General features: G+C 72.9%; 18 protein-coding genes. 11 read left to right on the forward strand and 7 right to left on the reverse strand.

Features of this window, described 5'->3' with window-relative positions; all coding sequences use genetic code 11:
* Positions 1 to 2: 2 nt before the first annotated feature.
* The 6 genes from AB0F10_RS22625 (at position 3) to AB0F10_RS22650 (ending at position 7,607) form a co-directional block, all read left to right on the forward strand.
* A complete protein-coding gene (locus AB0F10_RS22625; protein WP_360628234.1) occupies positions 3 to 803 on the forward strand; it encodes an alpha/beta fold hydrolase in 801 nt (266 codons plus the stop codon).
* An 18-nt stretch (positions 804 to 821) separates the two neighbouring features.
* Positions 822 to 1,976, forward strand: coding sequence for an acyl-CoA dehydrogenase family protein (locus AB0F10_RS22630; protein WP_360628237.1), 1,155 nt, complete (start codon positions 822 to 824; stop codon positions 1,974 to 1,976).
* The gene (locus AB0F10_RS22635; protein WP_360628240.1) at positions 1,966 to 3,189 is read left to right on the forward strand and encodes an acetyl-CoA C-acetyltransferase; all 1,224 of its coding nucleotides are present in this window, start codon (positions 1,966 to 1,968) and stop codon (positions 3,187 to 3,189) included. The genes AB0F10_RS22630 and AB0F10_RS22635 overlap by 11 nt, the downstream gene beginning before the upstream one ends.
* 35 nt (positions 3,190 to 3,224) lie before the next feature.
* Positions 3,225 to 5,327 carry a 3-hydroxyacyl-CoA dehydrogenase NAD-binding domain-containing protein gene (locus AB0F10_RS22640; protein ID WP_360628243.1) on the forward strand — a complete coding sequence of 701 codons (2,103 nt, stop codon included), beginning with the start codon at positions 3,225 to 3,227 and terminating at the stop codon, positions 5,325 to 5,327.
* A gap of 134 nt (positions 5,328 to 5,461) precedes the next feature.
* On the forward strand, positions 5,462 to 6,184 hold the full coding sequence (locus tag AB0F10_RS22645; RefSeq protein ID WP_360628246.1) for a ZIP family zinc transporter: 723 nt from the start codon (positions 5,462 to 5,464) through the stop codon (positions 6,182 to 6,184).
* 25 nt (positions 6,185 to 6,209) lie between these two features.
* Positions 6,210 to 7,607 carry an acyl-CoA synthetase gene (locus tag AB0F10_RS22650; protein ID WP_360628249.1) on the forward strand — a complete coding sequence of 466 codons (1,398 nt, stop codon included), beginning with the start codon at positions 6,210 to 6,212 and terminating at the stop codon, positions 7,605 to 7,607.
* A gap of 11 nt (positions 7,608 to 7,618) precedes the next feature.
* On the opposite strand, the gene AB0F10_RS22655 is transcribed toward AB0F10_RS22650, so the two are convergent.
* The 4 genes from AB0F10_RS22655 to AB0F10_RS22670 form a co-directional block, all read right to left on the reverse strand.
* The gene (locus tag AB0F10_RS22655; protein ID WP_360628285.1) at positions 7,619 to 8,344 is read right to left on the reverse strand and encodes a hypothetical protein; all 726 of its coding nucleotides are present in this window, start codon (positions 8,342 to 8,344) and stop codon (positions 7,619 to 7,621) included.
* A gap of 282 nt (positions 8,345 to 8,626) precedes the next feature.
* Positions 8,627 to 9,451 (reverse strand): SAM-dependent methyltransferase, encoded by an 825-nt coding sequence (locus AB0F10_RS22660; RefSeq protein WP_360628252.1) that lies wholly within the window; start codon positions 9,449 to 9,451, stop codon positions 8,627 to 8,629.
* Positions 9,452 to 9,541: 90 nt separating this feature from the next.
* A complete protein-coding gene (locus tag AB0F10_RS22665; RefSeq protein ID WP_360628255.1) occupies positions 9,542 to 9,778 on the reverse strand; it encodes a ferredoxin in 237 nt (78 codons plus the stop codon).
* Positions 9,775 to 10,983: a cytochrome P450 gene (locus AB0F10_RS22670; RefSeq protein ID WP_360628258.1), complete on the reverse strand. Its 1,209-nt coding sequence runs from the start codon at positions 10,981 to 10,983 to the stop codon at positions 9,775 to 9,777. Before AB0F10_RS22670 ends, AB0F10_RS22665 begins: the two co-directional genes overlap by 4 nt.
* Positions 10,984 to 11,323: 340 nt before the next feature.
* On the opposite strand from AB0F10_RS22670, the gene AB0F10_RS22675 reads away from it, so the two are divergent.
* On the forward strand, positions 11,324 to 11,938 hold the full coding sequence (locus AB0F10_RS22675) for a laminin G domain-containing protein (protein ID WP_360628261.1): 615 nt from the start codon (positions 11,324 to 11,326) through the stop codon (positions 11,936 to 11,938).
* A gap of 28 nt (positions 11,939 to 11,966) precedes the next feature.
* On the opposite strand, the gene AB0F10_RS22680 is transcribed toward AB0F10_RS22675, so the two are convergent.
* The gene (locus tag AB0F10_RS22680; protein WP_360628264.1) at positions 11,967 to 12,683 is read right to left on the reverse strand and encodes a cache domain-containing protein; all 717 of its coding nucleotides are present in this window, start codon (positions 12,681 to 12,683) and stop codon (positions 11,967 to 11,969) included.
* A complete protein-coding gene (locus tag AB0F10_RS22685; protein ID WP_360628267.1) occupies positions 12,676 to 13,416 on the reverse strand; it encodes an FCD domain-containing protein in 741 nt (246 codons plus the stop codon). Before AB0F10_RS22685 ends, AB0F10_RS22680 begins: the two co-directional genes overlap by 8 nt.
* 101 nt (positions 13,417 to 13,517) lie before the next feature.
* Between AB0F10_RS22685 and AB0F10_RS22690 the strand changes: the two genes are divergently transcribed.
* From AB0F10_RS22690 to AB0F10_RS22705, 4 genes are read left to right on the forward strand one after another with little or no spacing between them, the layout of a single operon-like run.
* Positions 13,518 to 14,555, forward strand: coding sequence for an ABC transporter ATP-binding protein (locus AB0F10_RS22690; RefSeq protein ID WP_360628270.1), 1,038 nt, complete (start codon positions 13,518 to 13,520; stop codon positions 14,553 to 14,555).
* A gap of 25 nt (positions 14,556 to 14,580) precedes the next feature.
* Positions 14,581 to 15,795: an ABC transporter substrate-binding protein gene (locus tag AB0F10_RS22695; RefSeq protein ID WP_360628273.1), complete on the forward strand. Its 1,215-nt coding sequence runs from the start codon at positions 14,581 to 14,583 to the stop codon at positions 15,793 to 15,795.
* A 6-nt stretch (positions 15,796 to 15,801) separates the two neighbouring features.
* Entirely contained in the window at positions 15,802 to 16,698 is an 897-nt protein-coding gene (locus AB0F10_RS22700; protein ID WP_360628276.1) for an ABC transporter permease, read from the forward strand.
* Positions 16,698 to 17,501: an ABC transporter permease gene (locus AB0F10_RS22705; protein WP_360628279.1), complete on the forward strand. Its 804-nt coding sequence runs from the start codon at positions 16,698 to 16,700 to the stop codon at positions 17,499 to 17,501. The genes AB0F10_RS22700 and AB0F10_RS22705 overlap by 1 nt, the downstream gene beginning before the upstream one ends.
* 307 nt (positions 17,502 to 17,808) lie before the next feature.
* Here the strand turns inward: AB0F10_RS22705 and AB0F10_RS22710 are convergent.
* A partial coding sequence (locus AB0F10_RS22710) for a hypothetical protein (protein WP_360628282.1) occupies positions 17,809 to 17,997 on the reverse strand: 189 nt, incomplete at its 5' end.

Consider the following 17,997-nt stretch of genomic DNA (forward strand, 5'->3'; position numbering starts at 1 on the left):
CGATGCTGGCCCACGAACGACGCGGTAGCGGTCCCGTACTGGTGCTCCTCCACGGCCTCGGCAGCCGCCGCCAGGTCTGGGAGCCGATGCTCGGCGACCTGGCCCGGCATCGCGAGGTCATCGCGCTCGACCTGCCGGGCTTCGGCGAGTCCCCGCTCTGGGCGCCACCGGGCCCGGACGTGGTGCCGGGATCGGTGGACCACCTCGCCGACCTGGTCGCCCGGTTCCTCGACGAGCTCGGCGTCGAGTCGCCCGAGCTGGCGGGCAGTTCGCTCGGCGGCGGCATCGCCCTGGAGCTGGGCCGGCGCGGGCTGGCCCGGTCGGTCACCGCGTTCGCGCCGATCGGCTTCTGGGGCCCGGCGGGCCGGCGGTGGTGCCAGGCGGTTCTCGGCGGCTCCCGCGCGCTGAGCACGGCACTCTCCCCCGCCCTGCCCCGCATCGTCGCGACCCGGCCGGGCCGCGCGGCGCTCTGCTCGATCTTCTACGGCCGCCCGGGCCGGGTGTCCGCGGCGGACTGCCTGGACTCCGCGCGGGCGCTGTCCGCCGCGCCGGGCTTCGCCGCGGCCCGCCGGGCGTTCGGCGTGTGGCGGCTCCCGGTCGGCGCCGACCCCGCCCGCCTGGCCGGCATGCCGGTGACGATCGCCTGGGGTACCCGCGACGTGGTGCTGCCGCACCGCGGCCAGGCGCGGCGGGCCCGGGAGGAGCTTCCGGACGCCCGGCACGTGCTGCTGCCGGGCTGCGGGCACCTGCCGTTCGCGGACGATCCCGAGCGCTGCGCCGAACTATTGACAGCCCGCCAATAACTGGCCAAGGTGGGAACCATGCCGAAGCCGGGACCCACCACTTGGCGCGAGCCTGAGCACGACGAGCTCGCCGACCTGGTCCGCACCTTCTTCGCCAAGGAGGTGCTGCCGCACGCCGCCCGGGTGCTCGAACAGGGTCATCCCGACCGCGAGCACTACCGCCGGGCCGGCGAGCTCGGCCTGCTCGGCCTCTCGGTCCCCGCGGAGTACGGCGGGGGCGGCGGCGACTTCACCCACGAGGCCGTGATGCTGCATGAGCAGGCCCGCTCGGGCGACAGCAGCCTCGGGCTCGCGGTGCACAGCGGCATCGTCACCGGCTACCTCGTCGCCTACGGCAGCGAGGAACAGAAGCGGCGCTGGCTGCCCGGGCTGTGCACCGGCGAGCTGATCGGCGCGATCGCGATGACCGAGCCGGACGGCGGCTCCGACCTGCAGGCGATGCGGACCCGGGCGGTGCGCGACGGCGACGACTACGTGGTCAGCGGCGCGAAGACCTTCATCAGCAACGGCGGCCTGGCCGACATCGTCATCCTGGCCGTCAAGACCGACCCGTCCCAGGGCGCCGCCGGGGTCTCCCTGCTGGTCTGCGAGACCGGCGACGACCGGCCGGGCTTCCGGCGCGGGCGGCTGATCTCCAAGATCGGCCTGCGCGGCAACGACACGGCCGAGCTGTTCTTCGACGACCTCCGGGTGCCGGCCGCCAACCTGCTCGGCGCGGCCGAGGGCCTCGGCTTCGTCCAGCTGATGCGCCAGCTCCCCCAGGAACGCCTGGTGATCGGCGTCGGCGCGGTGGCGGCGATGGAGCGCGCCGTCGAGCTGACGGTGGCGTACGCGAAGGAGCGCACCGCCTTCGGCAAGCCGCTGATCGGGCACCAGAACACCCGGATGGTCCTCGCCGAGTGCGCCACCCGGGCCCGCGCGAGCCGGGTCTTCGTCGACGACTGCATCGCCCGGCACGTGCGCGGCGAGCTGGACGTGTCGACCGCCGCCATGGCGAAATACTGGCTCACCGACGGCCAGTGCGAGGTCATCGACCGCTGCCTGCAGCTGTTCGGCGGCTACGGCTACACCACCGAGTTCCCGATCGCCCAGATGTACACCGACGCGCGTGCCCAGAAGATCTACGGCGGCACCAACGAGATCATGAAGGAGCTGATCGCCCGTGCCCTCTGACGGCCAGGCGTATGTCTACGACGCCGTCCGCACCCCGCGCGGCCGCGGCCGCGACAACGGTGCGCTGCACGGGGTCAAGCCGATCTCGCTGGTCACCGGCCTGATCGAGGCGCTGCGCGAGCGGCTGCCCGGACTGGACACCGACCGGCTCGACGACCTCGTGATGGGGATCGTGACGCCGATCGGCGAGCAGGGCGGTGACCTGCCCCGCGCCGCCGCGCTGCTGGCCGGCCTGCCCGACCACGTCGGCGGCGTGCAGCTGAACCGCTTCTGCGCCTCGGGGCTGGAGGCGGTCAACACCGCCGCGGCGCGGGTGCGCTCGGGCTGGGACAACCTGATCCTGGCCGGCGGGGTCGAGGCGATGTCGCGGGTGCCGATGGGCTCCGACGGCGGCGCCTGGGCGATGGACCCGGAGACCGCCCTGGCCACGTCGTTCGTGCCGCAGGGCATCAGCGCGGACCTGATCGCCACCCTGGAGGGTTTCGGCCGCGACGACGTCGACGCGTACGCGATCGGCTCGCAGGAGCGGGCCGCCAAGGCCTGGGCCGGCGGGTATTTCGCGCGCTCGGTGGTGCCGGTGCGTGACCGCACCGGCGGCGTGATCCTCGCGACCGACGAGCACATGCGGCCGGACACCACCCGGGCCGGCCTCGGCAGCCTCCGGCCGTCCTTCGCGGGCCTCGGCGACGCCGGCGGCTTCGACGCGGTGGCGCTGCAGAAGTTCCACTGGCTGGAGGCCGTCGAGCACGTGCACCACGCCGGCAACTCCTCGGGCATCGTGGACGGTGCGTCGCTGGTGCTGATCGGCTCCGACACCGTCGGCCACGACCTCGGGCTCACCCCCCGCGGCCGGATCGTCTCGGCCGCGGTCAGCGGCGCCGACCCGACGCTGATGCTCACCGGCCCGATCCCGGCCACCCACAAGGCCCTCGCGGCCGCCGGGCTCACCGTCGCCGACATCGACCTCTTCGAGATCAACGAGGCCTTCGCCGCGGTGGTGCTCAAGTACATCCGCGACCTCGGCCTGGACCCCGAGCAGGTCAACGTCAACGGCGGGGCGATCGCGCTCGGCCACCCGCTCGGCGCCACCGGCGCCATGCTGGTCGGCACCGTCCTCGACGAGCTGGAGCGCCGCGACCTGCGCCGGGCGCTGGTGACCCTCTGCATCGGCGGCGGCATGGGCGTCGCGACCATCATCGAGCGCGTGTCGTGACCGAGCGCAACCGGCACGACGAAGGAGACACCGTCATGACCACGATCGCGTACCACCGCGACCCGGACGGCGTCGTCACGCTCACCCTCGACGACCCCGATCAGTCCGCGAACACCATGAACCGCGCGTACGCGGCGTCGATGACCGCGGTCGTGGACCGGCTGGAGTCCGAACGCGACACGATCACCGGGGTCATCGTCACGAGCGCGAAGCCGACGTTCTTCGCCGGCGGCGACCTGCCCGAGATGATCAAGGTGACGCCGGCGGACGCGCCCGAGGTCACCGCGCTGCTCACCACGATCAAGGGCGACCTGCGCCGGCTGGAGAAGCTGGGCCGCCCGGTGGTCGCGGCGGTCAACGGCTCCGCGCTCGGCGGCGGCCTCGAGATCGCGCTCGCCTGTCACCACCGCATCGCCCTGGACGCGCCGGGCTCGCGGCTCGGCTTCCCGGAGGTCACCCTCGGGCTGCTGCCGGGCGCGGGCGGCGTCACCCGGACCGTACGGATGATGGGTCTGGCCACGGCCCTGACCACCGTCCTGCTGACCGGGCGGCAGTTCCGCCCGGCCGACGCCCTCACCGCCGGGCTCGTCGACGCGGTCGTCGCCACCCCCGCCGAGCTGCTCGCCCGGGCCCGGGCCTGGATCGCCGAGCACCCGGACGCGGCGCAGCCGTGGGACCGGCCCGGCTACCGGATGCCCGGCGGCACCCCCTCGAGCCCGTCGCTGGCCGCGCAGCTTCCCGCCTTCCCGGCGAACCTGCGCAAGCAGCTCAAGGGCAACCGGATGCCGGCGCCCGAGGCGATCCTGGCCGCCGCGGTGGAGGGCGCGCAGGTCGACGTCGACACCGCGCTGACGGTCGAGACCCGGCACCTGATCACGCTGCTGACCGGCCAGGTCGCCAAGAACATGATCGGCGCCTTCTTCTTCGACCTCAAGACCGTCAACGGCGGCGCGGGCCGGCCGGCCGTCGAGGTCGCCCCGGCGAAACGGGTGGCGGTGCTGGGCGCGGGGATGATGGGCGCCGGGATCGCGTACGCGTGCGCCCGGTCCGGCCTCGAGGTGGTGCTCAAGGACGTCACCGAGGAGGCGGCCGCCCGCGGCCGGGCCTACGCCGAGAAGCTGGTCGGCCGGCTGGACCCGAAACGGGCCGCCGCGATCCTGGGCCGGATCACGACCACCACGGACGTGGCCGCGCTGGCGGGCTGCGACGCGGTCATCGAGGCGGTCTTCGAGGACCCCGAGCTCAAGCGCGTGGTGTTCGCCGAGGTCGAGCCGGTGCTGGCGCCGGGCGCCCTGCTCGCGTCCAACACCTCGACGCTGCCGATCACCGGCCTGGCGGCGGGCGTCGCCCGGCCGGCGGACTTCATCGGCATGCACTTCTTCTCCCCGGCCGACCGGATGCCGCTGCTGGAGATCGTGGTCGGCGAGCAGACCAGCGACGAGGCCCTCGCCCGCGCCTTCGACCTGGGCGTGCGGATCGGCAAGACCCCGATCGTGGTCAACGACAGCCGCGGCTTCTTCACCAGCCGGGTGATCGGCCGCTTCCTGGACGAGGCCATCGGGATGCTGGCCGAGGGCGTGCCGGCCCCGTCGATCGAGCAGGCGGCGCTGCAGGCCGGCTACCCGACCGGCCCGCTCGCCCTGGCCGACGAGGTCTCGCTGACCCTGATGAGGCGCATCCGCCGCCAGTTCGAGGCGGCGCAGGGCGCGGACTTCGCGAGCCTGCCGTCGCACGGCGTCGTCGACCTGCTGGACGGCCTCGGCCGGGCCGGGCGGGCGGCGGGAAGCGGCTTCTACGACTACGAGAACGGCCGGCGCGGCCGGCTCTGGAGCGGCCTGGCCGACATGGCGACCGCCGAGGGCCGCGCGGTGAGCCTGGCCGACCTGCAGGAGCGGCTGCTGTTCGCCGAGTCGCTGGACGCGCTGCGCTGCCTCGACGAGGGCGTGCTGCGCTCGGAGACCGACGGCGACATCGGCTCGCTGCTCGGCATCGGCTTCCCGGCCTGGACCGGCGGGGTGCTGCGCTACGTCCGGCAGTACCCGGGCGGGCCGGCGGGTTTCGCGGCCCGCGCGGCCGAGCTCGCGAAGCTGTACGGTGACCGCTTCACCCCGCCGATGTCGGCGGCCGAAGCGGGATAGGCGGACGCCGCCGACGTCACCGCGCGGTCCCCGCCAGGTCCGCGCGGTGACACCGCCATGGGGTGATCATCCTCGGCAGGGGATCCCCCGGCGGCGCTCGCGGTGCAGGATCGGACCGATGCGGGAGAGATCACGTGTTTGAGGCCTTCTGGTGGGGCGCGCTCGGCGCCTCCGCGCTGCTGATCGGCGCCCTGATCGCCTACCTGCTCTCGCCCGGCCGCCGGGTGATCGCGGCCGTGATGGCCCTCGGCGCCGGGCTGCTGATCGGCTCGGTCTCGTTCGAACTCGTCGAGGAGGCGATGAAATCCGGGCGGGTGGGCTGGGTCGCGCTGTTCCTGCTGCTGGGCGCGGCGGTCTTCGCCGCCGGCGACTGGCTGCTGTCGCGCCGCGGTGGCGGCCACCGCAAGGACCCGTCGGGCGCGCAGGCGCAGGGTTCGCCGCTGGCGATCGTGCTCGGCTCGGTGCTCGACGGTGTCCCGGAGTCCTTCGTGCTCGGCCTCACGGTCCTGCAGGGCGGGGTGAGCCTGCCGCTGCTCGCCGCGGTCGCGCTCTCGAACCTGCCCGAGGGCATGTCGTCCTCCAGCGGGCTCAAGGCGGCGGGCTGGCCGAGGGGCCGCGTCGTCGTGATGTGGCTGGTGGTGGTGGCGGTCTCCGGGCTCGCCGCGTCGGCCGGCTACCTCGTGCTGGACCCGGCCGGTGGCCTGGTCAGCGCGCTGGTGCAGGCGTTCGCCGCCGGGGCGCTGCTGGCGATGCTGGCCGACACCATGCTGCCGGAGGCGTACGCGGTCGAGGGCGTGCTGACCGGGCCGGTGGTCGTCGCCGGCTTCGCGATCTCGGTCGCGCTCTCCGCGATCTGAGGCGTGCCCGGCGTAGCCTCGCGGGATGCGACTGATCGCCGGTCTGACCCGGCCCACGATGTCCGGCGCCGACGCGATCCGGATCGGCACGCAGACGCTCTCCGCCGAACGGCTGCTCGCCGCGGCCACGGCGGTCGCGGACGACGTGGCGGGCGCGGCGGTCGTCGCGGTGCACGCGACCGCCACCGCGGAGACCGTGGTGGCGATGGTCGGCGCGCTGCTCGGCGGCGCGGCCGTGGTGCCGCTGCCGCCCGACTCGGGCGAGGCGGAGGCGGCGCACATCCTGCGCGACTCCGGCGCCGAGGTGCTGCTCGCCGGCGCCGGGCACCCGCCCGCCGCCCTGCGTACCGTGCCTGTCGATCTGCGGCGCGGCTCCGCCGGCAGCCACCCGGCGCCACCGCCGGAGGCGACCGCGCTGATCATGTACACCAGCGGGACCACCGGGGCGCCGAAGGGCGCGGTGGTCTCGCACCGGGCGGTGGAGGCCGGCCTCGACGCGCTCGCCGACGCCTGGGCCTGGCAGCCGGACGACGTGCTGGTGCACGGGCTGCCCCTGTTCCACGTGCACGGGCTGGTGCTGGGCGTGTTCGGCGCCCTGCGGGTCGGCAGCCGGCTGCATCACACCGGCCGGCCGAACCCCGAGGCGTACGCGGCGGCGGGCGGAAGCCTCTACTTCGGGGTGCCGACGGTCTGGTCCCGGATCTGCGCGCAGCCCGGAGCCGCCGCCCGGCTGTCCGGCGCGCGGCTGCTGGTGTCCGGCAGCGCGGCCCTGCCGGTGCCGGTCTTCGAGCGGATGCGCGACCTCACCGGCCACCTGCCGGTGGAGCGGTACGGCATGACCGAAACCCTGATAACCGTGAGCAACCGGGCGGACGACCCGGATCGCCGGCCCGGTCAGGTCGGCATCCCCGTCGCGGGCGCCGCCACCCGCGTGGTCGACGACGAGGGCCGGGAGGTGCCGGCCGACGGCGAGTCCATCGGCGAGCTGTGGGTGCGCGGCCCGATGCTGTTCGACGGATACCTCGGTCAGCGCGAGGTCACCGCCCGGTCGTTCGCCGACGGCGGCTGGTTCCGCACCGGTGACATCGCCCGCGTCGCGCCGGACGGCCGGCACCGGATCGTCGGCCGCCGCTCGACGGACATGATCAAGAGCGGCGGCTACCGGATCGGCGCGGGCGAGGTCGAGGACGCGCTGCTCGCCCACCCGGGCGTGCGCGAGGCGGCGGTGATCGGCACGCCGCACGACGACCTCGGCGAGCAGGTCACCGCGTACGTGGTGGGTGACGCGGTGAGCGCGGACGAGCTGATCGGCTTCGTCGCGCGCACGCTGTCGGCGCACAAGCGGCCCCGGGAGATCCGCTTCGTGGCGGAACTGCCCCGCAATGCGATGGGCAAGGTCCAGAAGCGGCTGCTCTCCCGGTAGGCCGGCGGCCGCTACTCCTCGTCTTCCTCCGCCTCGGGCTCCTCCTGGGCCTCGGGCTGCGGCTCGGTCATCGCCTCCTGGCGAAGGGCCGGCGCGGGCTCGTCGGCGATCACCGTGCCGTGCCGGCCCGGGCGGGAGTCCTCGGGGTTCTCCAGCTCGCCGCTCACCTGGGGCTGGTCGACCCAGAGCGCCCGCAGCTGGCCCTGCATGAACGAGGTGAGCCGGCCGCGGTACTCGCGGTCGAAGTGCTCCAGCGCCTCGATCTGCTCCTGCAGCGCCTCGCGCTTGTTGCCCAGGCTGCCCACGACGTCGTCGTAGCGCTGCTGCGCCTGCACCCGCAGGTGATCGGAGTTCGCCCGCGCCTCCGCGGCGATGGCGTCGGCCCGCGCCTGCGCGTCCGCGACGATCTTCTCGGCGTGGCGCTGCGCCTCCTCGGCGGCGGCCCGGGCGTCGCGCGCGTTCTGCTCCGAGGCGGCGCGGGCGTCGAAGAGCACCTTGTCCGCCTCGCGGCGCACGTTGTGCGCGTGGATCTGCGCGTCCCGGGCGATCTGCTCGGCGGCACCCAGCGCGTCCGTGCGTATCTTGTCGGCCTGCTGGTGCGCGGTGGCGACGTGCTCCTCGGCCGTGCGCTGGGCCATCGTGAGCACCTGCAGCGCCTGGTTCGGCAGGCCGGGCACGGAGTTGGTGTTAACCAGCGCGTGCTCCGAGGTGGCCCCGTCGGGCGACGTTCCCAGCATCACTTTCACACGGTCCTTCATCCGGTTGTCAGTCACAGGAGACCTCCGTCGGTGCGGGTCGCCGCGGTGACTTCGTGCCGGCGGGACGGTAGTCCCGGGGCGTTCGGGTGCACCGGCGATGTTGCTGACAGCCCGGCGTCTCCGCCGGGCCCTGGCCACGATCCGCGGCATGTTACCAACCTGAACAGGCGATACGCGAGAGCTGTTCGGGGCCTTCGGAGACAGGTTCGGCCGTTCGTGTCAAGCTCGCCGGTATGCGTGTCTCGGGGGCGGGCGCCCGCCCTAGGGCTTGCGGGCGACCGCGCCGAACTCGTCGACCTCGCGCAGGTCCTCCGGGGCGGCGTGCGCGCGGGGGCGCCAGCGGGCGCACGGGACCAGCCCGGGCTCGACGACCTCCAGCCCGGTGAGGAAGGTCGACAGCTGCTCGGGCGTGCGCAGGTGGTAGGAGAGCGGCGCGTTGGCGTTCCACACCCCGATCGCCTGCTCGAAGGCCTCCTTGTCGAGCACGTTGGTGCCGTCCGCGGTGACCAGGTAGCTGCCGGAGGGCAGGGCGTCGAGGAGGCGCGCCACGATCGACTGGGCCTGCGCAAGCTCGGGGACGTGGCCGAGGATGTTCATCAGGATCAGCCCGACCGGCTGCGAGAGGTCCAGCGTGGTGCGCGCGGCCAGCTTGAGGATCTCGCCGGGCTCGCGCAGGTCGGCGTCGAGGTATTCGGTGGCGCCCTGCGGGGTGCCGGTCAGCAGCGCCCGGGCGTGCGCGAGGACCATCGGATCGTTGTCCACGTAGACGATCCGGGACTCGGGGGCGGCGGCCTGCGCGACCTGGTGGGTGTTGTCCACCGTCGGCAGGCCGGTGCCGATGTCGAGGAACTGCCGGATGCCGCGCTCGGCGGCCAGGAAGGTGACGGCCCGCGTCAGGAAGCCGCGCGAGCTGCGGGCCACCACCTTGATGTCGGGGTAGAGGTCGGCGAACTGGTCACCGACCTGGCGGTCGGACTGGAAGTTGTCCTTGCCGCCGAGCCAGTAGTTCCAGACCCGGGCGGAGTGCGGCACCATCTGGTCGATCTTCGCCACGGCGGCCTGATCGACGTCGTCTGAGCTGTTCATGGGGCCGACTCCTCGTCACCGGGTGCTGCGTCGTACCGAACGGGTACAGACTTTACGGCACCGGGCGCGGCTCCCTACACAGTGGACGGTCTACGGTTCCGGCGCGACGAGGTGGTCGTCGGCCGCGTCCCGGATCGAGATCGCCTCGACCGGGCAGGACTCGGCGGCGTCGACCGCCGCCGGGTCCGGCGCTATCGGCGCCTCGCGCGCCACGGACACGCCGTGCACCAGGGTGAACAGCCCGGGAGCGATGCCCGCGCACATGCCCGAGCCGATGCAGGTGTCCGCGTCGACGCTCAGCCGCCAGGCGGTACCCCGGTCGCTCACCACGTCACCGGAAGGGTGCGCAGTCCCCGGACCAGCAGGCCGGACTTCCAGTCCAGCTCCTTCTCGTCGACCGCGAGCGCGAGGGCGGGCAGGCGGCCGAGCAGCGTCTCGAGCGCGACCTGCAGCTCCATCCGGGCGAGCTGCGCGCCGATGCAGTGGTGCACGCCGTGCCCGAAGCCCAGGTGCGGGTTGGCGCCGCGGGTGAGGTCGAGCGCGTCCGGGTCCTCGAAGACCTCGCCGTCGCGGTTCGCCGACGACACCGCGCCGATCACCGGGTCGCCGGCGCGGATCCGTACGCCGCTCAGCGTCAGGTCCTCGGTGGCGTACCGGGCGAACGCGGACGCCGCGCCGAGCGGCACGTAGCGCAGCAGCTCCTCCACCGCCGCGGGTACCAGCTCGGGGCGTGCCAGCAGCAGCGCGAGCTGCTCGGGGTTGGTGAGCAGCACGTAGACGAAGTTGGAGATCTGGGTGACCGTGGTCTCGTGGCCCGCGGCGAGCAGCCCGGCGGCGAGCTCGACCATCTCCTGCTCGCTGAGCCGGTCGTCGCCGGTGTCGCGGACCCGCACCAGCGCGCCGATCAGGTCGTCGGTCGGCGTCCGGCGCCGCTCCGCGATCAGGCCCGCCATGTACGCGCGCATGTTGCCCAGGTATTCCAGGATCCGCTCGGGCGGCAGCGACGTGGTCGAGACGATCGCCTCGGACCAGGTGCGAAACAGCCCCTGGTCGGTGACGGGCACGCCGAGCAGGCGGCAGATCACCCGCACCGGAAGCGGGGTGGAGAAGGCCTCGACCAGGTCGGCCGGCGGCCCAGCCACGATCATGGCGTCGACGAGCTCGTCGGCGATCTCGACGGTGGCCGGGCGCAGCAGCTCCACCCGGCGCGCGGTGAAGGCCTTGGCGACCAGGCGCCGCAGCCGGCTGTGGTCGGGCGGATCCATCGAGAGGATGCCGGTGCCGATCTGCTGCGGCGTGGTGCGCGGCTCGTCGCGCCCGACGCTGGCGGCGCGGCTGAACCGGGGGTCGCCGAGCACCGTCCTGACGTCGGCGTAGCGGGTGGCGAGCCAGGCCTCCTCGCCGAACGGGAGCCGCACCCGGGTGACCGGCTCCTGCCTGCGCAGGTTGGCGTAGAGGGGGTCGAGGTTCAGCCGGTCGGGATCACTGAACGGATAGGGCCGCGCCGCACCCGGTTGCCTGGTGTCTGTCATCGCCGCACTCCTGCCGGACTCTGAGCAACACAACAGACACGGATAGTAGTGGCATCGGACTCGGCGCAACACCCATCGATCCATATTCGTCGAATAATCGCCCGAAAGTCGACGCCTCGTCCGGGCGATTCGTTATTTAATATGTCTTTTGCCCTGAAGAATGCCACTTAGCATGATCAGATCTGCTTCGAAGGATGGGGTAACCGTGAAGAGTCGGCGCTCGTTGACCGTCGCCATGGCGGCGGTATCGATGTTGTTGTGTACGGCGCCGACGGCTAACGCCGCCTGGAGCCGCCCGGGCACCGCCGCGCATCGGCCGGCGACAATGTGGAGCCACCAGGTGGCCCTGTGGAACATGAACGAGTGGCCCGGCTCCCGGACCATGGCGGACAGCAGCGGCAACCGGCTGACCGGCCGGATCGGCCTCGAGGTCGGCACCGGCACCCAGATCAGCGGCGCGACCGGCTACCGCTTCGACCGGCTGGAGCCCGACTCCCCGCCGACGCACCCCGGGCACCTGGTGACCGTGAGTGACTCATCCGACCTGGACCCGGGCACCCGCGACTTCACGCTGACGGTCCGGCTCCGCACGGTGCACAAGTTCGGCAACATCGTCCAGAAGGGCCAGGCGACGGTCAGCGGCGGCAACTACAAGATGCAGCTTCCCGGCGGCCTGCCGGAATGCCTGTTCCGCGGCTCTACCACCACGCTCCTGGTGCACTCGCCGGTCCGGGTGAACGACGGCCGCTGGCACACGGTGCGCTGCGCCCGTACCGGGTCCGGGCTGGCGATGACGGTGGACGGATCGGTCGTGGCACGCAAGCCCGGCTGGACCGGGACGATCGCGAACTCGTGGCCGCTCACCATCGGCGGCAAGCCGAGCTGCGACCAGATCGAGGTGGGCTGCGACTACTACGCCGGCGACCTCGACTACGTCCAGATCGAGGCCGGCTGACGGACCGCGCGCCCCGGCCGCGCCACCGTCACCCGCCCACCAGCGCGCTGAACGGCACGTCGCCGCCGTCGTGACGGGCCCAGCCGGCCGGCACCGACCGGACCAGCGACCCCGTCACGTGCTCGGGCAGTGTCGACACCACCACCCGCCCGGCCCGGTTGACCACCGTGGCCGGGCGTCCGCATGCCCGCAGCGCCGGCAGCAGCAGCCGCTCGGCCCGGGCCACGTAGACATCCGAGCCCACCACCGCCGCCATCGAGCCATCCGCGCCGCGCACCGGCACGGTGAAGGTCAGCGTGTACGCGTCGGTGCAGAGATAGTCGACGTACGGCCCGGTGACGTGCCGCCGCCCGGTGCGCCGCGGCACCGCCCACCACTCCAGCACGGTGTAGTCGCGGAAGCCGTCGCACGCCGGATCGGACACCACCCGCAGCGGGGCGACCTCCCGGTCCGCGCCGGCGGTCCACCAGGCCAGGTGCCACGGCGCGTCCGCGATCAGCCCGGGATCGGCGACCAGCCCGCAGCCGGCGACCAGCCCGTCGTCGCGGCGCAACTCCGCGACCGCCGCCGGGCGCACCACGCCCAGGTCGGCGAGCACCGGCGCCCGGCCCGCCGGGAGGGCCGCGGCCACCGACTCGGCCAGGACCAGCAGCGGCCCGAAGACCGTGCCGCAGAGCCGCTCGAGCTCGGCGGCGATCGCGCCCGCGGCCAGTGCCGGGGACGGACGCGCGAAGACCTCAGTCATCCACCAACTCCAGCCGCACTCGGACCACCGAGTTGATCGCACGCCCGACGTGGTCCTCTGTCAAGTCCCGCGCCCGCGCCCGGTCGCCGGCCGCGATGGCGTCGACGATCCCGGCGTGGTCGGCCTCGGACCGCTCCCGGCCGTCCTCGGAGGCCATCGCCAGCCACAGCAGCGGCCCGAACTCGGCCTGCAGCCGCAATTCCTCCTGCGTCATCCGGGCGGACTGGGTGGCGGCCGCGACCTCGAGATGGAACTGCGCCTCGGCCCGGCGGGAGCCGCCCGGGTCCATCGCCCGGCGTACGCCGACCTCGCGCAGCCGGGCCAGGTCCTCCTCCGCGGCCCGCTCGGCGGCGAGCGCCGCCGCCGCGCCGGCGATCGCGCGGTAGAAGTCACCGAAGTCGCGGATGTCGACAAGCGACAACTCGGCCAGCCTGGTCCGGACCAGCACCGCGTCCGGGCTCGCGGGCGCGCGCACGAAGCTGCCGCCGCCCCGGCCCCGTCTGGTGGTGACCAGGCCGAGGTCGCGCAGCGTCTGCAGCGACTCCCGGGCGGTGACCGGCGCGACGCCGAGCGCCTCGGCCAGGTCGACCTCGGAGGGCAACTGCTCGCCGTCGCCGAGCACCCCCAGCACGATGGCGTCGCGCAGCCGCCGGGTGACCGCCTCGGCGCGGCCGGGCTGGGTGAGCGGGGCGAAGACCGCACGGTGCGTGGGCGGTACGACCCGGCCCGCCATCGGTGTCCTCCTCGCCGGCATTCAAAGGCTTGTGCTCAGAACTATAAAGCCATAGGTTTTCGCACCAGTAGCCAGAATTCCGGATGGACCCGGGGGCCTGCGTGGACACTGCTCCGGCGATCAAACTGACCGGCCTGCGGAAGACCTTCGGCCCCACCGTCGCGGTCGACGGAGTGGACCTCGAGATCGCCGACGGCGAGTTCTTCGCCATGCTGGGCCCCTCCGGCTCCGGCAAGACCACCGTGCTGCGGATGATCGCCGGCTTCGAGCAGCCCACCGCCGGCACCATCGAGCTCGCCGGCGCCGACGTCACCGCCGCCGCGCCCTTCCAGCGCGACGTGACCACGGTCTTCCAGGACTACGCGCTGTTCCCGCACCTGAGCGTCCGGCAGAACGTCGAGTACGGGCTGGCCGTACGCGGGATCGGCCGGACGGCCCGCCGCGAGCGCGCCGAGCAGGCCCTGGACTCGGTGCGGATGGCCGGGCTCGGCGAGCGCAAGCCCGGGCAGCTCTCCGGCGGGCAGCGCCAGCGGGTCGCCCTGGCCCGCGCGCTCGTGGTGCGGCCGAGGGTCCTGCTGCTGGACGAGCCGCTCGGCGCCCTCGACCTCAAGCTGCGCCAGCAGATGCAGGTCGAGCTCAAGCAGTTGCAGCGCGACGCCGGCATCACCTTCGTCTTCGTCACGCACGACCAGGAGGAGGCGCTCACCATGAGCGACCGGATCGCGGTGTTCAACCACGGCCGGATCGCACAGGTCGGCACCGCCGCGGAGATCTACGAACAGCCGCGGACCGAATTCGTCGCGGGCTTCGTCGGCGCCTCGACGGTCCTCACCGGACAGGCCGCCGTCGACGTCATCGGCCTGGAGGGCACGTTCGTGGTGCGCCCCGAGCGGGTCCGGCTCTCCCCGGCGACGGCCGAGCCGGGGAGGCAGGCGGCGGGCACCATCGCCGAGGTCGTCTACCTCGGCGCGACCACCCGGTACCTGGTCGACCTCGAGTCCGGGCCGCGGATCACCGCGAGCGAGCCCAACACCGGGGCCGACGCCGCCGCGGCCGGGCAGCGCCGCGGCGAGCAGGTCCTCGTCAGTATCCGACCCGGCGACGTCGTCGCCCTGCAGGCACCTGCCCCACCCCGCTGACCACCCCCGTCGGAAGGGCCCGATCATGCGCCACGAGAGGTTTCTGATCAGGGGTACGGCCCTGATCGCCGTCACCCTGCTCGCCGCGGCCTGCGGCACGTCGTCCGGGGACAGCGACGGCGCTCCGGCGCCGGGCGCGTCCGGCTTCACCCCACCGAAGATCCCCCAGCTCGAGCAGCTCGGCACCGGCGAGGGCGCCGTCTCGATCCTGGCCTGGCCCGGGTACGCGGAGAACGGCGGCAACGATCCCGCCGTCGACTGGGTGACGCCGTTCGAGAAGGAGACCGGCTGCAAGGCCACGGTGAAGACGTTCGGCACCTCCGACGAGGCGGTGACCCTGATGAAGGCCGGCGACTACGACGTGGTGTCGGCGTCCGGCGACGCGTCGCTGCGGCTGATCGCCGCCGGCGACGTCGCCCCGGTCAACACCACCCTGGTGCCCAACTACCCGGACGTCGTCGACTTCCTCAAGGACAAGGCCTGGAACTCGGTCGGCGGCCAGATGTACGGCGTGCCGCATGGCTGGGGCGCCAACCTGCTCATGTACCGCACCGACAAGGTGAACCCGGCGCCGGCGTCCTGGTCCTCCGTGTTCACCGACGCCGCCAGGTACGCGGGCAAGGTCACCGCGTACGACTCGCCGATCTACATCGCCGACGCGGCGCTGTTCCTGATGAACACCAAGCCGGAACTGGGCATCAAGAACCCGTACGCGCTGGACGAGAAGCAGTTGGCGGCGGCCGTGGAGCTGCTGAAGGCGCAGAAGGCCAACGTCAGCGAGTACTGGTCGGACTACCTCAAGGAGGTGCAGTCCTTCAAGAGCGGCAACTCCGTCATCGGCACGACGTGGCAGGTCATCGTCAACACCGCCACCGCCGAGAAGGCGCCGGTGAAGGCGGTGCTGCCCGCCGAGGGCTCGACCGGGTGGTCCGACACGTGGATGGTCGCGGCCGCGAGCAAGCACCCGAACTGCGCGTACAAGTGGCTGAACTGGATCATCAGCCCGACGGCCAACGCCCAGGTCGCGGAGTACTTCGGCGAGGCGCCGGCGAACCGCAAGGCCTGCGAGCACACCGTCGACAAGTCGCACTGCGCGACCTACCACGCCGACGACGCCGCGTACGCGCAGAAGATCTGGTATTGGAGCACCCCGATCCCCCAGTGCCTGGACGGCCGCACCGGCACGCGGTGCACCGACTACGCGGCCTGGACCCGGGCCTGGACCGAGATCAAGGGCTAGGCGCGGGTGACCGGCACCGTCGCGCTGCCGCCGGACGGCCCGCGCAGGCGGCTCTCGGCGCGGCTCACCCGCTCGCCGCGCGGGCGGCTGGCGCTGCTGCTGGCCGCGCCGCTGCTCTGGCTCGGGCTCGCCTACCTGGGCGCCCTGGCGGCGTTGCTGGTCACCGCGCTGTGGACGACAAACACGTTCACCGGCGACATCGAACGCGTCTGGACCCTCGACAACCTCCGCATCGTGGTGACCGACTCGGTGTACCGGTCGGTCACCCTGCGGACCGTCGGGGTGGCGGCGCTGGTCACGGTGATCGACGCCGTGCTGGCCGCGCCGGTGGCGTTCTTCATGGCCAAGGTCGCCACGCCACGCTGGCAGCCGATGCTGGTCGCCGGGATCCTGCTCCCGCTCTGGGCGTCCTACCTGGTCAAGGCGTACGCGTGGCGCAGCATGTTCGGCGGCGGCGGGCTGATCGACTGGGCCGGGGCGCCGTTCGGCCTGGGCTCCCCCGGCTACGGCCTGACCGCCACCGTGTGCACCCTGGCGTACCTGTGGTTCCCCTACATGGTCCTGCCGATCTTCGCCGGCCTCGAACGGCTGCCGAACTCCCTGCTGGAGGCGGCCGGCGACCTGGGCGCGCGGCCGGGCCGGACGCTGCGCACGGTGGTGCTCCCGCTCGCCTTTCCCGCGGTGGTCGCCGGCTCGATCTTCACATTCTCGCTGTCCCTCGGCGACTACGTGGCGGTCGAGATCGTCGGCGGCACCAAGCAGTTCCTGGGCAACCTCGTCTACGACAACATCGGCGCGGCCAACAACCAGCCCCTCGCCGCGGCCGTCGGCCTCGTGCCCGTGGTGGTCATGATCGTGTATCTGTTCCTGTCCCGGCGGGCCGGCGCCCTGGAGAACCTCTGATGTACCTGACCCGCGGCACCCGGATCGCGCTGCGCACCGCCACGGGCGTCATCCTGGCGCTCGCGTACGTGCCGCTGATCGTGGTCGTCGTCAACTCGTTCAACTCCGACCGCGCGTTCGGCTGGCCGCCGGCCGGCTTCACCCTGCAATGGTGGCAACGGGCCGCGCACAACGCCGGGCTGCTGGAGGCGCTGCGCACCTCGGTGGTGGTGGGCCTGCTGTCCACGGCGGTCGCCCTGATCCTGGGCACCCTCGCCGCGATGTCGCTGCAGCGCCACCGCTTCTTCGGCCGCGAGGCGGTGTCGCTGCTGGTGATCCTGCCGATCGCGCTGCCCGGCATCGTCACCGGCATCGCCCTGAACAACGCCTTCCGCACCGTCCTGGGCGTGCCGCTGTCGATGATGACCCTGGTGGTGGCCCACGCGACGTTCTGCGTCGTGGTGGTCTTCAACAACGTGATCGCCCGCCTGCGCCGCCTCGGCGGCGACCTCGAGGAGGCCTCGATGGACCTCGGCGCGGACGGCTTCACCACCTTCTGGCGGGTCACGTTCCCGCTGATGCGCACGGCGCTGCTGGCCGGCGGGCTGCTGGCGTTCGCGCTGAGCTTCGACGAGATCATCGTGACCCGCTTCACCGCGAGCCAGTCGACGACGACGCTGCCGATCTGGATCATGGACAACCTGTTCCGCCCGAACCAGGCCCCGATCGTCAACGTGGTGGCGACGGCCCTGGTGATCCTCTCGATCATCCCGATAGCCATCGCCCAGCGCCTGTCCGGCGACCCCTCCGGCGGCCGCGTCTAGATTCTGTCCCGCGTAGCGGAATGGATCTGCGGGGCCGGCAGGACTCGCCGCGCTTTACCGGCGGCATGACAGGTCGCTGCGGCGCAGCTCGGCGGTTTGCTTGTCGCCGGCCCGGACGCCTATTTCGACGCACGTGACGCCGCGCCGGAATTGCCGCCCGGCCCGGTATCGCCGAAATAAAGGTTGGCATGATCATTCACGGGCGTTTCGGGGCGGGGTGCGGGAGAATTCTTCGGTGGGACAGTTGTCATTGTTCGGCAGGTCGGAATCGGCGGCGATGCGGGACCGGACCGCGCGGCGGAACTTTTCAGCCGCCGCTGATGAATTTCGTCGTGAGCACGAGCGTCATCGCCGGTGGGGTCTTCAGCAACGCCACGGCGAGAAGCTTCGCCGTAACCGCATGAGCCGCTCCGCAGCCCTGGCAGCGGCGGCCGCCGAGAGCGCGCCGGCATACCCCACCGCGTCGCCTCCTGCGCCACGAGTGCCCGCCGCACCG

The organism is Actinoplanes sp. NPDC026623 (genome assembly GCF_040638275.1).
Taxonomy (GTDB): domain Bacteria; phylum Actinomycetota; class Actinomycetes; order Mycobacteriales; family Micromonosporaceae; genus Actinoplanes.

Bases quoted from the DNA above. Each gene is read 5' to 3' on its own strand.
- AB0F10_RS22625 (WP_360628234.1), top strand. From the start codon at position 3: ATGCTGGCCCACGAACGACGCGGTAGCGGTCCCGTACTGGTGCTCCTC.
- AB0F10_RS22630 (WP_360628237.1), top strand. From the start codon at position 822: ATGCCGAAGCCGGGACCCACCACTTGGCGCGAGCCTGAGCACGACGAG.
- AB0F10_RS22640 (WP_360628243.1), top strand. From the start codon at position 3,225: ATGACCACGATCGCGTACCACCGCGACCCGGACGGCGTCGTCACGCTC.
- AB0F10_RS22650 (WP_360628249.1), top strand. From the start codon at position 6,210: ATGCGACTGATCGCCGGTCTGACCCGGCCCACGATGTCCGGCGCCGAC.
- AB0F10_RS22655 (WP_360628285.1), bottom strand. From the start codon at position 8,344: ATGCTGGGAACGTCGCCCGACGGGGCCACCTCGGAGCACGCGCTGGTT.
- AB0F10_RS22660 (WP_360628252.1), bottom strand. From the start codon at position 9,451: ATGAACAGCTCAGACGACGTCGATCAGGCCGCCGTGGCGAAGATCGAC.
- AB0F10_RS22670 (WP_360628258.1), bottom strand. From the start codon at position 10,983: ATGACAGACACCAGGCAACCGGGTGCGGCGCGGCCCTATCCGTTCAGT.
- AB0F10_RS22680 (WP_360628264.1), bottom strand. From the start codon at position 12,683: ATGACTGAGGTCTTCGCGCGTCCGTCCCCGGCACTGGCCGCGGGCGCG.
- AB0F10_RS22685 (WP_360628267.1), bottom strand. From the start codon at position 13,416: ATGGCGGGCCGGGTCGTACCGCCCACGCACCGTGCGGTCTTCGCCCCG.
- AB0F10_RS22695 (WP_360628273.1), top strand. From the start codon at position 14,581: ATGCGCCACGAGAGGTTTCTGATCAGGGGTACGGCCCTGATCGCCGTC.
- AB0F10_RS22705 (WP_360628279.1), top strand. From the start codon at position 16,698: ATGTACCTGACCCGCGGCACCCGGATCGCGCTGCGCACCGCCACGGGC.